The 15,452-nt window shown below is 49.0% G+C and carries 12 protein-coding genes; 8 read left to right on the forward strand and 4 right to left on the reverse strand.

Annotated features, from left to right (window positions below; translation table 11 throughout):
* Nucleotides 1-8 precede the first annotated feature (8 nt).
* The 5 genes from LG211_RS00435 to LG211_RS00455 all read left to right on the forward strand — a co-directional run bounded on the left by LG211_RS00435 (nt 9) and on the right by LG211_RS00455 (nt 7,708).
* Nucleotides 9-2,081, forward strand: a complete 2,073-nt coding sequence (locus LG211_RS00435) for an efflux RND transporter permease subunit (protein WP_148395436.1) — start codon at nt 9-11, stop codon at nt 2,079-2,081.
* Nucleotides 2,074-3,723 (forward strand): hypothetical protein, encoded by a 1,650-nt coding sequence (locus LG211_RS00440; protein WP_269476822.1) that lies wholly within the window; start codon nt 2,074-2,076, stop codon nt 3,721-3,723. The genes LG211_RS00435 and LG211_RS00440 overlap by 8 nt, the downstream gene beginning before the upstream one ends.
* Before the next feature lie 99 nt (nt 3,724-3,822).
* Complete coding sequence (locus LG211_RS00445) at nt 3,823-4,095, forward strand: hypothetical protein (protein ID WP_148395438.1); 273 nt, start codon at nt 3,823-3,825, stop codon at nt 4,093-4,095.
* Nucleotides 4,096-4,393: 298 nt separating this feature from the next.
* Entirely contained in the window at nt 4,394-6,325 is a 1,932-nt protein-coding gene (gene rnr, locus LG211_RS00450; RefSeq protein ID WP_269476823.1) for a ribonuclease R, read from the forward strand.
* Entirely contained in the window at nt 6,326-7,708 is a 1,383-nt protein-coding gene (locus tag LG211_RS00455; RefSeq protein WP_148395440.1) for a glutamate decarboxylase, read from the forward strand.
* 5 nt (nt 7,709-7,713) lie between these two features.
* Here LG211_RS00455 and LG211_RS00460 read toward each other — a convergent pair whose 3' ends face one another.
* The 4 genes from LG211_RS00460 to trkA all read right to left on the reverse strand — a co-directional run bounded on the left by LG211_RS00460 (nt 7,714) and on the right by trkA (nt 12,633).
* Nucleotides 7,714-8,193 carry a CBS domain-containing protein gene (locus tag LG211_RS00460; protein WP_253021074.1) on the reverse strand — a complete coding sequence of 160 codons (480 nt, stop codon included), beginning with the start codon at nt 8,191-8,193 and terminating at the stop codon, nt 7,714-7,716.
* 97 nt (nt 8,194-8,290) lie between these two features.
* On the reverse strand, nt 8,291-9,766 hold the full coding sequence (locus LG211_RS00465) for a TrkH family potassium uptake protein (protein ID WP_148395442.1): 1,476 nt from the start codon (nt 9,764-9,766) through the stop codon (nt 8,291-8,293).
* 18 nt (nt 9,767-9,784) lie between these two features.
* Entirely contained in the window at nt 9,785-11,248 is a 1,464-nt protein-coding gene (locus LG211_RS00470; protein ID WP_148395443.1) for a TrkH family potassium uptake protein, read from the reverse strand.
* A gap of 14 nt (nt 11,249-11,262) precedes the next feature.
* Nucleotides 11,263-12,633, reverse strand: a complete 1,371-nt coding sequence (trkA, locus tag LG211_RS00475) for a Trk system potassium transporter TrkA (RefSeq protein WP_253021076.1) — start codon at nt 12,631-12,633, stop codon at nt 11,263-11,265.
* 174 nt (nt 12,634-12,807) lie between these two features.
* On the opposite strand from trkA, the gene LG211_RS00480 reads away from it, so the two are divergent.
* The 3 genes from LG211_RS00480 to LG211_RS00490 all read left to right on the forward strand — a co-directional run bounded on the left by LG211_RS00480 (nt 12,808) and on the right by LG211_RS00490 (nt 15,438).
* Entirely contained in the window at nt 12,808-13,419 is a 612-nt protein-coding gene (locus LG211_RS00480; protein WP_148395445.1) for an MBL fold metallo-hydrolase, read from the forward strand.
* Nucleotides 13,404-14,228 carry a Cof-type HAD-IIB family hydrolase gene (locus tag LG211_RS00485; RefSeq protein ID WP_269476824.1) on the forward strand — a complete coding sequence of 275 codons (825 nt, stop codon included), beginning with the start codon at nt 13,404-13,406 and terminating at the stop codon, nt 14,226-14,228. The genes LG211_RS00480 and LG211_RS00485 overlap by 16 nt, the downstream gene beginning before the upstream one ends.
* Before the next feature lie 871 nt (nt 14,229-15,099).
* Nucleotides 15,100-15,438: a YraN family protein gene (locus tag LG211_RS00490; protein WP_148395447.1), complete on the forward strand. Its 339-nt coding sequence runs from the start codon at nt 15,100-15,102 to the stop codon at nt 15,436-15,438.
* Nucleotides 15,439-15,452: the final 14 nt, after the last annotated feature.

A 15,452-nucleotide genomic window follows, 5' to 3' on the forward strand; every position in this document is an offset into this window, starting at 1 on the left:
GATCATAAATGGAACGCTTTTTCCGGGCAATACTAAGGCATAAAAAGACAGTGGTCGTTCTGTTTTTAATCTGCGCCGTTGCGGGAGCAATTCTTTCCACAGGCGTTAAGGTCAATTACACCTTTGCAGACTATCTGCCTGCGGATACGCCCTCGACCATCGCGCTGGATACCATGAAAGAAGAATTTGGAAGCGGCGCGCCCAACGCCAGGCTGGTGGTAAAGGACGTGTCCATTCCCCAGGCTTTGGCCCTGAAAGAAAAAATTGCTGCCATAGAAGGCATCCGGGATATTACCTGGCTGGACGATGGGGCAGAGGTTAAGGGGCCGTTGGAGTTGATCAGCCAAAGCGTTCTGGACCAATACTATAAAGATGAAAAAGCCTGCTTTATTCTCACCATCGACCCTGACCGGATTCTGGAGACGTACCTGCAAGTGCAAAAACTGGCTGGCGAGGATGCGGCAATGGCGGGAGCGGCGGTCAATACGGCCGCGGCCACTGCTACAACGGGCATTGAAGTAGGAAAAATCATGATGCTGGTCATACCCTTATGTTTTATCATTCTCCTGCTGACTACCACATCCTGGTTTGAGCCGGTCCTCTTCATGGTGACCATTGGCATCGCCATCTTGATCAACCTGGGGACCAACCTCTTTTTCGGCGAAATTTCCTTTGTCACCAAAGCGGCCTGCAGCATCCTCCAGCTGGCAGTTTCTATGGACTATTCCATCTTTCTTCTTCACCGGTTTTCAGCCTACCGGCAAGAAGGCGTGCCGGTTCAGGATGCAATGATAAAAGCCATCCGCAAATCCTTTTTTACCATTACTGCCAGCGGTTTGACAACGGTCATCGGATTTGCGGCGCTGATCCTCATGGAATTCCGCATTGGTCCCGATATGGGAACTGTCATGGCCAAAGCCATTGCCCTTTCCATGGTCTCGGTGCTGATTCTGCTGCCAGTGCTGGCACTGATGAGCTACCGATGGATCGATAAAACTCAGCATCGCCCGCTGATGCCAAAGTTCGAAGGCTTTTCCAAATTCGTAAACAAGATTCGCATTCCGGCGCTGATCGTCTTTCTGCTGGTGATGATACCGGCCTTTCTGGCTCAGAGCAGCAACGATTTTCGATACGGCGCGGGAGACATCTTCCGTGAGGGAACTCAGACCTATGCGGAAAGCGTGCAAGTGGAAAAAGATTTCGGAAAGACCAATCAGCTGGTGCTGATGGTGCCCAAAGGCGATACGGCCAAGGAAAAAGAGTTGAGCTCAGCTATCCATCAAATTCCCCAGGTTATAGAGGTTCTTTCCTTTGTGGATGCAGCGGGGCCCCAGGTACCGCCAGCCTATCTGGATCAGAAAACCCGCAGCAAGCTTATCTCAGAGCATTATAGCCGGATGGTAATTTCCGTAAGCACCAGTCAGGAAAGCCGGGAGGCCTTTGCAGTTGTTAAAAAGCTGCGCAAGCTGGGGGACCAGTACTACGGCAGCAAATATCTGCTGGCAGGGGAAAGCGCCACCACATATGACATGCGGGATGTGACTACAAGAGACATGGAGCGGGTCAACTTTATCGCCATCGGAGCCATATTTTTAATCCTGCTTATAACCATGCGTTCCATCATCATTCCTGTGATTTTGGTGCTGGTCATCGAAACATCTATCTGGATCAACCTGTCGGTTCCCTATTTTGCCGGTGAGCAGCTCCAATATATCGCTTACTTGATTATCAGCGCCATACAGCTGGGGGCGACGGTGGACTATGCGATTCTGATGGCAAGCCGCTATATGGAAGAGCGGCATCTATATACGAAAAAGGAAGCCCTGCTTTCCACTGTGCGCCATACGGCGCTGTCGATTCTGACTTCGGCTTCCATTCTCACATTGGGAGGCGGCATGCTGGCGGCGATTTCCACCAACGGCGTGCTGATCGAGCTGGGCACGCTGGTAGCCCGGGGAGCGGTCTTATCGGCGGTCCTGGTGCTGCTGGTTCTGCCGGGGATCCTCTACAGCCTGGATAAGATCATCGGCAAGCTGACTTATCAATCAAACTTTGCACAAGGGGGTAAAACACATGTATAGAAAAAACAGAACGGGAAAAAAGCTGAGGATGTTGACGGCAGGACTGCTGATCCTGCTGCTGGCCGATGTGGCCGCGGTTCCGGCTTTCGCTGATCAGCAGCCGTCCCCAAAGGACGAAGTGGTTTATGCGGATCTGGGCGGGGACGGACATATGGAGCAGATTTATGTGGTCAATATCTTTGAGGGGCAGAAATCCATTCTGGACTATGGAACCTATGAGCGTGTCCGCAACATGACTTCCACTGATAAAATCCGTGAAAAGGGCGATCAGCTCCTTATAGACACCGATCAAGAGATGCTCTATTATCAGGGTAACTTGAAAAAAGGCAGCCTTCCCTGGAACATCGCGCTCAAATATACCCTTGACGGCAGGGAAATAAGTCCGAAGGAACTCGCCGGAAAAAACGGAGAGATGAAGCTGGAAATCGCCATATCCGAAAACCCTCAGGCAGAAAAATCCTTTTTTAACCAATATGCCTTGCAGATTACGGCTGCTTTTCCGACCGATAAGTGTGAAAACATTCGTGCTCAGGGCGCGACCGAAGCCAATGCGGGAGCCAATAAGCAGCTGACCTGGACTTTGCTCCCTGGCACAGAGAAAACCCTTCAGGTGGAGACAGAGGTAAAGGACTTTGAAATGGAGAGCATCTCCTTCAACGGGATTCAGCTAAATATGGATGTGGACGTGGACAGCAGCGAGATGACAAAAAAATTCGGCCAGCTTTCGGCAGCGGTGAAAGCCATTGATCATGGCGCGAAAGCCATGGATAAAGGGGCCGGAGAACTAAAGAGCGGGGCGAAAAAATTAAAAAAAGGCAGCGATGATTTGGAAAACAACGTGAAAACTATTTCCAAACAAGTGAAGCAGGCCGGTAAGCTGGGGAGCGCATCTTCGGAAATCAAAGGTGCCGTTTCAGCATTGGATCAGGGTGTTGAAAAAATCAAAAGCTCTGTCAGCTATGACGCCTATAAAAAGGTCATGGCTGAAAACGGCCTCAATATCGACCAGTTGAAACAGCAGAACGCCCAAATGCTGGAGCTGCTGAATCAACTGAAGGCACAGGCCGGTATGTTGAATGAACCGCAGAAGAGCCAGTATCTTGCCCAGATCAGCCAGGGCCAGAAGCTGATCCAAGGGAATATAGCGGCCATTCAGGCAACCGAAACCTATCTGAACAGCACGGCGGCGGGAATTACCGAGGCCCAAAACGGTGCGGCTGCTCTGGCAGAAAACTATCAGACCTTTGATCAGCAGCTGCAGGGAGCGGTCAATCAGCTGAAGGAGCTGGATCTTTCTCAGATCAGTAAGCTAACCCAGGGTGCAGAGGCCCTTTCAGACGGAACCGGAAAGCTGAAGAGCGGCAGCAGCGCTCTGGCTCAGGGCACTGCTAGTCTTACCAGCAAGACCTCCGGCATCAGCGGCCAGGTAGAGGAACAAATCAACGACATGCTGGAGGGAATCAGGGGAACCGATGGAGAGGTAACATCTTTTGTTTCGGAAAAAAATACCAATGTGCGCAGCGTGCAGTTTGTGATTAAGAATGGGCCGATCGAACTCCCAGACAAAGATCCTCCTGCAGAATCACCAGTTCAAAAGCAAAGCTGGTGGCAAAAACTCTTATCCCTCTTTGGCATCGATTAAGCATCTTTCTTCGCTCAAAGAAAAAAATCTTTTTTTCTTTGATAAATTTGCGGCAATAGGCAAATAATATGTTAAGAAAAAAAGAGAGGAGTGAAGACATTGAAAAAAGCAAGAATCTTATTAGCAATGCTGCTGGCCGTATCTGTATTTTCATTTGCAGGCTGCGGCGACAAGGATACATCGGAAGGTCAGGTCAACGATGGCACAACAGTCGAACAAACGACGGAGAAAGCCTCCGATGCAGGCGAAGATTTGAAAAACGATGCTAAAGATCTGGGCGACGATGTGAAAGACGGAGCCAAAGATTTAGTCGATGGTACAGACAACACAGACGATGCACAGAAGAATAATACCAAAGAAACTACAAAATAGGCGGCTTTCCGAAAGTTAGGGGCTGCCGCGTGAAAAGCGATCTGCTTCATGAAGCCCCTTGGCATCTGGGATTGCACTAATTTTGATAAAAGCTACAAAATTAGTGCAATTTTTCAACGTTTCCGGGGGTCGGATTTAGCAAAAACCTCCTTAAGTGTGGATCTTGGAGAATTTACAGCTTCATAACAGACACGAACCTTTAACTTTGGTGCGGCAGCCCAAAGCCCAATTTGGCTTCAAACGGGTTTAGGGTGCGTTTATTGCCGGGATATGGTAAACTATACATATGAGAAAAAAGATGAAAAGACCTGAGACCATAGGCACATTGTCAAAACACAGAAAAGGGTTTGGCTTTGTTATAACAGAAGACGAAGAACCGGATATCTATATTTCCGCGCGCAGCATGGGCGGTGCCATGAACGGAGACCGGGTTCTGGTAGAATTAAATCCCCAGAGCCGCGGAAACTCCAGAGAAGGCGTGATTGTCAAGATTGTGGAACGCTGCACAAAAGAACTTGTCGGCACCTTTGAGAAAAGCAAACGATTTGGCTTTGTTGTGGCCGACGACCCCAGAATGGGCGAGGATATTTTTGTGCGCAAAAAAGATTTCCGCGGCGCACAGAGGGGCGATAAAGTGATGGTGCAGATCACCCGCTATCCGGATAAAGAAAACAGCGCGGAAGGAAAGATCACGGAGATCATCAGCCGCAGCGGGCAGGCCGGCGGCGACATCAAAGCGCTCATGCGGGGCTGCGGACTGCGGGAAACTTTTCCCAGCCGGGTTAACGCGGAAGCCAAAGCCGTCAGCAAGGCAGGCGTGGAAGAAAAAGATCTGGCGGGCCGCCGGGACCTGCGGGAAAAAACCACCCTTACCATAGACGGGGCGGATTCAAAGGATTTTGATGACGCGGTTTCCATTGAACTGCTCCCAGGAGGCAATTTCCTGCTGGGGGTTCATATTGCCGATGTGGCCCACTATGTTAAAGAAGGCGGCTATCTGGACCAGGAAGCGCTGAAACGGGGCAATAGCGTTTACCTGATCGATCAGGTGGTGCCTATGCTGCCAAAGAAGCTGTCCAACGGTATCTGCAGCCTTAACCCGGATGTGGATCGACTGACCCTATCGGTTGATATGGAAGTGACGCCCCAGGGAGATGTGGTTAATCACGATATTTATGAAAGCGTGATCCATTCCAAAGCGAGGATGGTTTATTCGGAAGTCTCCGACATGCTGGAAACCAATGATCTGGATCTGATAAAAAAACACCGGGAGGTTTATGAAGATATTCTGATTATGGATAAGCTGGCTAAAATTCTCCGGCAAAAGCGGGAAGCCAGAGGCAGCTTGGACTTTGATTTTGATGAAGCTTATATTACCTTGGACGAATCGGGGATCCCGGTCAGTGTGGACATTGCCGAGCGGCGAACGGCCAATAAGCTCATCGAGGAGTTTATGCTCTTGGCAAATCAGACTGTGGCAGAGCATTTTTATTGGATGGAAATCCCCTTTGTCTACCGGATTCACGAATCGCCCTCTCCAGAAAAAATGGAAGAGTTCCGAACTTTTTTAAGAGGGTTCGGCCTTACGCTTAAAGGTGCTTCTGATTCCATCCATCCCAAGACACTCAACGATATTTTGGATAAGGTGTCGGGAAAGACTTATGAAAATGTCATCAATACCGTGATGCTCCGGTCCATGCAAAAGGCTTTTTACGGAACGGAATGCGGCGGTCATTTTGGGCTGTCCCTCAAATATTACTGCCACTTTACCTCACCCATCCGCAGATATCCTGACCTGATCATTCATCGGATCATTAAAGCTTGTCTCCGGGGAAAGCTGGACGGAAAGACGATGAAGCATTTCAAGAAAAAGACATTGGAGGCTGCGGAAATTTCATCAGCCACCGAGCGCCAGGCCATTGAGCTGGAGCGTCAGGTGGAAAAGCTGAAAAAGGCCGAATATATTTCTTATCATGTGGGTGAATCCTTTGACGGAGTCATCAGCGGCGTGACCAGCTACGGAATCTATGTACAGCTGGCCAATACCATCGAAGGCATGATTCGGCTGGATTCTTTGACCGACGATTATTATATCCATGAACCGGAAAAATACCGGGTAATCGGGGAGCGGACCCATAAAGCTTACATGCTGGGGGAACGGATCCGCGTCACGGTGGATTCGGTGAGCATTGAAAATCGCGAAATCAATTTTGTGATGGAGGAGGTTTAAATGAAAAAGGATTGTATGGAACATATGGCCGCCTTTCCAGGCGGGACCATTGAAGAACTGCTGCCTACTAAAAAGCTGATGAAAGACCCGTTGGATCCAGACATAGCGTACCGCCTGGTTTTGGATGAACTGCTGGATGAAGGCGTGGCCAGGCAGAATCTGGCCACGTTCTGCCAGACCTATATGGAGCCGGAAGCGACCCGCCTGATGTCCCTGACTCTGGAGAAAAACGCCATCGATAAATCCGAATATCCCCAGACTGCCCAGCTGGAAATGCGCTGCGTCAATATCATCGCCGACCTGTGGCATGCCCGTAAAGACGAAAGGTTCATTGGAACCTCCACGGTGGGCTCTTCTGAGGCCTGCATGCTGGGCGGCATGGCCATGAAATTCCGGTGGAGGGAAAATGCGGCTTCCCATGGTCTCGATGTCAACGCCAGAAAACCCAATTTGGTCATTTCCGCAGGCTATCAAGTTTGCTGGGAAAAATTCTGTGTATACTGGGACATTGAACTGCGCCGGGTGCCGATGAAATGGGATCGCCTCAGCCTGGATTTGGAAAAGGTCATGGATTACGTGGACGAATACACCATTGGAATTGTGGGCATCCAGGGGAATACATACACGGGCAAACTGGACGATATCCAGGGGCTGGATCGATTGGTGGAGGCGCACAATAAGACGACGCCATACAAAGTATATATCCATGTTGACGGAGCGTCCGGCGGCATGTTCACCCCGTTTTGCGGACCCAACCGGCCGTGGGATTTTCGTTTGAAAAATGTTGTTTCGATCAACACGTCCGGTCATAAATACGGTCTGGTTTATCCGGGGGTCGGGTGGATTTTATGGAGAGATGAAAAATTCCTTCCTAAGGAGCTCGTCTTTGATGTGAGCTACCTGGGCGGCGATATGCCCACCATGGCCATTAATTTTTCCAGATCAGCAAGCCATATTATCGGCCAGTACTACAATTTTTCCCGCATGGGCTTTGACGGTTATCGGGTTGTACATGAAAAAACGCGTAAAATCGCTATGTACATAGCAAAAGAACTGAAAGAACTGGGAATCTTCGAGCTTTTAAACGATGGGGATGAAATGCCGATTGTTTGCTGGAAGCTGAAAGCAGATGAAAACCGCAAATGGAATCTCTACGATCTGGCAGATCGGATCCGCATGAGCGGCTGGCAGGTTCCGGCTTACCCGCTGCCGCAGGATTTGGAAACCATCGTCATCCAAAGAGCAGTGATCCGGGCCGACTTCTCCAGACAGCTGGCTATCCACTTTATCGATGATTTCCGCCGCGCTGTCAAAGAGCTGGATGAAGCGCGGATCCTGCCCGGTCCGGCGACCGATAAAGGCGTCTATGGCTTCACCCATTAACCTGTTTATAAATGAGACGGCGGCGCTACTGCGCAGATGGAAGAAAGGGCATCCCCGGCTTCATCGATGAAAACGGTTTTTCGAGCGATGTCCGCCATGGACAGCATGCCCACCAATTTGCCATTTTGTGTGACAGGCAGCCGCCGAACCTGGTATTTTGCCAATAATAATGCCGCATGATGGGTATTCATATCCGGTGAAGCACAGACAATGTTTGTGGACATTACATCACGGGCTTTTAATTGGCTTTCTTGGGCGCCGGATTTTCCCGGCGCCTTTTTTTCGCCGGAATGATCCCCGATCTCTCTGGCTAAAGCGCGCAGCACCAGGTCTCGGTCTGTCACTACGCCCAAAACCTCTCCTTTATCATTGCAGACAGGAATAAGCCCAACATCCTCCTGTTTCATTTGTTTGGCGATCTGCTTTAATGAAGTATCTTCCTTTACACAGCTTATTCCTGTAGTCATCAAATCTTTTACCAGCATAAAAATCCTCCCTGCTTCCGTAGTAATAAGCGCTTTTCCCAACGAAAAGAGCACCCCAAACGTTAGGATGCCCATTTATTTCCTTTTCATGCGATTTTTAGCGGTCTCTTCCCCAGAAGTTTCTCGTAAAGAGGATGACAATTGTAAATAGTTCCAGTCTTCCTACGATCATCAGCAAGCTGAGATAAAGCTTAAGGCCGTCTCCGAACATAGAGTAATTGCCCAGAGCGCCCACTTGGCCGAACGCCATTCCTGTATTGGAAAGCATGGCTGCCGACGTGGTAATCGTCGTTTCCAGATCAAGATTTTGCAGGGATAAAATCAGACTGGAGAAGAGGAACAGCCCCATATACATAAGAATGAACACGGTGATGGATGAGACCACCGGCGCAGGTACTGCTTTGCCCCTCAGTTTTACCGCCACCACAGAGCGGGGATGGATTCGTTTGTAAAAGCCGCGTCCGATCAACTTAAGAAAAACCACGATTCGAATTACCTTAATTGACCCGCAGGTAGAAGCCGCACAGCCTCCGATGAACATCAGCGTGAAGAGGATCAACTGGCATAGTGCCGGCCACAGGGTATAATCGGCGCTGGAATATCCGGATGTGGTGGCAACGCTGACCACCTGGAAAAAGGAATCCCGCAGCGCTTTTCCCAAGCTGGGATAGTGACCAAGAAAATATAGGCCCAGGGTACACAAAATAACGGCGCCTATGAGGATTCTCAAAAAGGCACGCAGTTCAATATCTTTTAAAACATACTTCCACTTACGCTTAATCGCGTAATGATAGAGTACGAAATTGACAGAAGCCAAAATGGTGAACACCCCGATCACGACCTCCACATAAATGCTGTCGTAGTAAGCGATCCCGTCAGGATGAGCCAAAAGGCCGCCGGTGCTGATGCTGCCCATGGTATTGATCAGCGCGTCAAATGGTGTCATCGATGGGCTGAGTGCGAGCAGGACAAATTCGATCACGGTAAAGGAAAAATACATCAAATAGAGAATTTTAGCTGAATCACTCATCCGTACCGCCATCTTTTCCAGAACCGGGCCGGGTGCTTCTGCTCTGACGATCAGCTGGCCATTGATGCCCAGCGCCGGCAGGATGGAAATAACAAAGACCAGGATTCCCATACCTCCCAGCCAGTGGGAGATGGCCTTCCACATGAGCAGAGAATGGGGCATGGTTTCGGCTCCAATGGATGTGCAGCCAGTCGTGGTAAAACCGGCCGTTGATTCAAAGAATCCGTCAATAAAGCTGCCGGTAAAATCGGAGAGATAGTAGGGCAGGGTGCCAAACAGCGAAGCAATAATCCAGCACAGCGCAACCACAAGATAACCTTCCCTGGCGCGGAATTTGGCCTTTACCGGTCGGATGAACAAAACTACCAGAATACCTGCACTGATGGTAATGACAGCCGAAATGAGAAGTGCCTTGAAGTTTCCCGGCTCATTGTATAAATGGGCGCAAAACAGAGCAGGGAGCATGGAAATGCCCACAATCAGAGTAATGACTCCCAATATTTTTACGATAGCCTGATAGTTTAGTGCAGTATTGAATGACATAGTTCTTCTCCCTTGCGGTTAATGATCCTGGTTCCAGAATTTCGGCGTCAGCAGAATGAGCAGTGTAAACAGCTCCAGCCTTCCTGCCAGCATTAAAAAGGATAAAAGCAGTTTGGAAGGAATGGCGTAAATAGAAAAGTTCGCCGTCGGTCCCACCAGTTCGAATCCAGGGCCGATGTTGCCCAGACAAGTAATGACAGAAGTAAAGCTGGTCGTCATGTTAAACCCGTTGAGGGAAATCAAGATCGTAGAGATGAAAACGACAGCCATATACAAAAACGCATGGTTGGCAATGGCCGTAACTGTGTCGGCCGGTACGGTGCTGCCGTTAAGTTTCACGTTGACTACAGCGCTGGGGTGGAGCCTGGTGGCGATTCCCCTGCGGATCAGCTTGAGCAGAATCAGAATACGGATCACCTTGACCCCGCCGCCGGTGGAGGAAGAGCAGCCTCCGACGAACATTAAGAGCATGAGCAGCATCTTGCTGAAGGTGGGCCACAAATCAAAGTCGGTGGTGGCAAATCCAGTGGTGGTCAGTATAGAAGCAGTTTGAAATAAAGAATAGCGTACAGCCTGTCCAATGCTTTCATAATAATGAGTAAGGAGCAGGTTCAGGCTGATCAGCGCGGTTGTGGAAGCGATGATAAACAGATAAAAGCGGAATTCCGCATCTCGAACCAGCGTTCGGATACCTCTGCGCAGCGACATGTAATAAAGGTTGAAGTTGGCTCCGGAGAGAATCATGAAAAGCGCGATGACCATATCCACATAGGCGCTGTCAAAGTGAGCGACGCTGTCCCCATAATTGGAGTATCCGCCGGTTCCCACAGAGCCGAAGGTATGAATCAGCGCATCATAAAGGCTCAGGCCGCCCAAGCACAGCAGGACTGTTTCTATGATGGTGAAAATTAAGTATACAAAATAGAGGGCTTTGGCCGTGTCGGACATTTTGGGCGTAACCTTGTCCAAGGTAGGACCGGGTGCTTCTGAAACAGCGATGTTCTGTCCGTTGATTCCCAAGGAAGGCATAAGGGCGATGGCAAATACCAGAATGCCCATGCCGCCGATCCAGTGGGTGAAGGAACGCCAAAAGAGTATGCTTTTGGGCAGGGCTTCAATATCGGAAAGGATGGAAGCACCTGTGGTGGAAAAGCCCGAACAGGTCTCGAAAAAGGCATCCACAAAGTTTGGAATACTCTGAGAAAAAACAAAAGGAACGGCCCCGATCACTGCTGAGACAATCCAGCAAAGGGTGACAATGAGAAAGCCGTCTCTTACCTTTAAAACAGCAGTGGAGCGATGTCCAAAGCGGATCATCACAAGTCCGGAGATTCCGGCAATGGCGATGGTGGACAAAAACGCCAAAAGAGCAGGCATTTCGTTGTAAATGCCTGCTACTGCAAGTGATGGTATCATGGAAGCTCCGATCACCAGGAGTACCAGCCCGATGATCCGGCATACTGCGCGTAAACTAAGATTCATGTTCTGACCTGCCTCTATTTCCGAAAGAAGGAGAATTTGCCGCTTACCTTCAGCAGTTTTTCCAAGTTTGGAAGCTCTGTCAGCAAGCTGAAAATGATGACCCGGTCATCTTCCTCGATGATGGTTTCGCCGTCAGGAATAATGACGTTAAGCCCCCGGTGTATGGCAGCTACGATTACACCTCTTGGCAGATTCAGCTCCCGCAGCGGCGTATCGACAAGCCGCATGTGGTCGGAAGCCACGATCTCCATGATTTCAGCTTGTCCCTGAATCAGCACGGAAGAAATAACCCGTTTGGAGCCCTGCACAAAGCGCAGAATCGTGCTGGCAGTAATATCCAATGGGTTGAGGGCCATATCAATTCCCATGCTTTCGATCAAATCGGAATAGCTTTCTCGGCTGACCTTTGCAATTACATCTTCAATGCCGTGACGTTTTGCCATGAGCGCCAGCAGCAGATTTTCTTCATCATAGCCGGTGGCCGTTACAAAGGCATCCATTTCATCCAGGTTTTCTTCTTCTAAAAGATCCAGATCCGTGGCATCGCCGTGGAGAACCATGACATCTTCCAAATGGGTTGAAAGATAATGGCAGCGGTTTTTATCCATTTCAATGATTTTGACAGCGACTCCGAATTCAGATAATTTTCCTGCCAGATAATATCCGGTCTTGCCGCCGCCTACGATCATAACTTTCTGCAGATCGGTATATTTGCCTTTTTCGTGGACCTGAGCGTTCAGCTCCATAACCGGCGTGCGTTCTCCGATCACATAGAGGCCGTCCTCCGGGTGAATTACCGTATCTCCGTGAGGAATAATCACTTTTCCGTTCCTGGAAATGGCAGCTACCAGCATATCGCCCAGGACAGAGCTGACTTCGGGCATGGACAGACCGATGAGCTGAGGCAGTTTTTCAGAATTAAATTCCAGCAAAGACACTTTTCCGCTGGAAAAGATTCCGTTGCTCAATGTATATTTTTCCACCAAGTATTTGTAGATTTCCACAGTAATAGAAAGATCTGGGTTAACAATGCTGTCAATATCCATCGTTTCTTTGATGAACCCCAGCTGCCCCATATGTTCAGGGTCACGTACCCTGGAGATCACTTTCGCGCAGCCTAGCTTTTTGGCAAAAGCGGCGATCACAATATTTGTTTCATCACTTTCGGTGACGGCGATCAGATAATCGTAAGTGGAAATACCCAGGTTTTTTAATATTTTTGTTTCTTTGGCGTTGGCATTTACAGTCATCACATCCAGATGAGAGCTTAATTTCTGCAAAACAGATTCGTCCTGGTCGATGATGGTCACAGAATGATCTCCTCCCAGGAGCGCTTCCGTAACCTTGAGACCCAGCTTCCCTGCGCCAACTATCGCAATCTTCATTTCTTACCTCCAATATGAATAACACAACCATTTTACCACTAATTTGCGGTTTGGCAACAGATATTTGAGAGGAATATTGAAGGAAGTGTAAAAATAGCAGGAAAAGGTGTTTTTTTGGACGAAATTCTATATTTGTGGTAAAATAACTGACAAAGAAAAAAGGATGGTTTTGTTATGAAAATAAAGCGTTTTATCGGAGGGGTGCTGGAAAGCAACGGTTATGTGATTTACCAAAGGGAAGGCGGACCGTGTTTTGTCATTGATCCAGGTTACAACCCGGATCGGTTTGCTCAATATATAAAGAAGATGAACCTGAAGATGGAAGGTATTCTTCTGACCCATCACCATTATGATCATACGGGTGCGGTGAAAAAGCTGAAGGCAGAATTTGACTGCCCGGTCTACCTCCATCGGGAGGATATGGATTTGTATAAAGATCCAGTGGAATATCCGCTGGAGGACGGGGATATGGTTTATCTTGAAGAGGAAGCTATTGAGGTCATTCATACGCCGGGGCATACCAGAGGCGGCGTGTGCTTTTATTCGGAAAAAAGCAAAATCGCCTTTACCGGAGATACGATCTTCAACGTGGATTTGGGGCGGACGGATTTGGAGGACGGCAGTGAAGCGGATATGATCCACTCCTGCAAAGCGATTATCGATAAATGGAGCAACGAAATTTTCATTTATCCCGGCCACGGAGATGGCTGCAATATGAAAACGGTAAGAAAGCTGAATCAAGAATTTTTAGATATAGTGAGGGAAACATCATGTCAATCAAATTAATTGCTTTAGATTTGGATGGAACGACATTAAACGATGACCGGGTGATTAGTGAGGCCAACCGGAAGGCCCTGGAGGAAGCCATTGACCGCGGGGTCAATGTTGTGATTGCCACCGGGCGGACTTACAGCGCTCTGCCGGAAGATGTTTTTCGGATCCGGGGAATCCAGTATGTGCTTACGTCCAACGGGGCTATCATAACGGATTTGAGGGAAAAAAAGGTGATTTATGAAAATTGCATCGCACCCCCAGCGGTGGAAGAGGCTGTGGCGCTGCTGAAGCAGTATGATTTTATGGTGGAGGCGTTTACGGAGGGCCATGCGTATATCGATAAGTCTTTTTATGATCATATCAAGCAAACGGGCCTCAGCTTCCGCCATGTGGATTATGTGCTGACCACCAGGGAGCCGATTGCGGGGCTGTTTGATTTTATTTTGGAGCATAAGGAGCATATCGAAAATATTAATGTAAATTTTGAGGACCAGAGGGATCGGGCCAGGATGCGTCAGGTGCTTTTGGGCCTGGAAAATACCACGCTGACCACGTCCTTTGACCATAATTTGGAGATCGGCGGCGCTACCACCAGCAAGGCGGCGGCGCTCCAGGAGCTGGAGCATGTTTTGGGCGTCAAGCCGGAGGAAATGATGGCCATCGGAGACAGCCCCAATGATGCGGCGATGCTGCGGCTGGCGGGGATGCCGGTGGCTGTGGGCAACGCCAAGGATGAGGTGAAGGCTGTGGCGAAGTATGTGACCGGGACCAATCATGAGGATGGGGTCGCGCAGGCGGTGCGCAAGTTCGTGCTGGAGTGAAGGAGCTGGCAGGCTGGGGTGTAAAGAGGAAGGCGTCTGGCAGCCTGGGCGTGAAGGCTGGGCTGAGGGGGTGTTTTGTGGGATTTGGCAGATGAGGTGAACGTTTGTGCTGCTACGCTTCGGGGGCTGCGGCCGTCGGGGCTGGGAGGCTGGGGCAGGTGCTGGTACTGGAGCCTTGAGGCTCGAGGATTTGAGGCTTTGCGATTTGATAAACCGTATCGGTAGATAAACGTTGATCTTCAGCTTTTGATATGGTCTGGTGAAAGAAGGGTGGATGCACCCATGGACACAGAATAATGAAAGATGCGAGTCTTGACGAGCATCTTTTTTCCTTTTGTACTAGTAAGTGTGGTTTTGTGGATTTGATAATCGGGCCGGGGAAGGGCGATTTTCATTTTTTTCGCCGAAACCTATTCGAAATGGGCCAAATTAGTGTGAATGTCCATATAAAAATGGAATATGTTTCCTAAAAGACATGAGAAAACTAACTAATTTGCTGCTGTACGTGTGCTTAAAATTGGGAAGCTTGCGCTAACTTGGTTTTGTGATTCTAATATTTACTTATTTTTACTAAAAAAGGATCGTTTCGTATGGACATTGGTCTCGAAAATGCCGATTTCGAATAGGATTTGAGAAAATTTCTGTTTTGTCGGGCTGCCGCTATATTGGTTGCCCAGTTTCTCTAAACGCTGACCTGATTTCCCGGGCCCTAGAACTGCCATGAAGACCAGTTCGGCCAGGTTTCCATTACGCAGACGGCTCCCAAAAACGCAAAATTGAAAAAAATGTAAAATATGGAATAAATTTCTTGACTTTTGTCTCTCGATCCGCTAACATAAGGATAAAATAGAAACACAAAGGGGATTTGAGTATGAACAACCAATTATTGGGACGTCTTGGAGAAGATGCTGCTGCACAATATCTGGGCGGAAAGGGATACCGGATTTTATGCAGGAACTTTTGCTGCAGGGCCGGAGAGATCGATATTGTGGCATTAAAAGGAACTTCCCTGCATTTTATAGAAGTAAAGACAAGGCAAAGCGATCTGTTTGGCACTCCAGCCGAAAGCGTGGATCAGCGGAAAAAGGGCCACATGCGGATGGCTGCGCGAATTTACCTGTCCACCCGATCCAAGAGCTTCCGCCAGCCCCGCCAGCTCCAATTCGATGTGGTGGAGGTCCAGATCAATCACATAGAAGATGTTTTTTAAGGGGGCGTTCAATT

The sequence above is a fragment of the Hominibacterium faecale genome (genome assembly GCF_020734085.1).
In the GTDB taxonomy this organism is placed as follows: Bacteria; Bacillota; Clostridia; order Peptostreptococcales; family Anaerovoracaceae; genus Hominibacterium; species Hominibacterium faecale.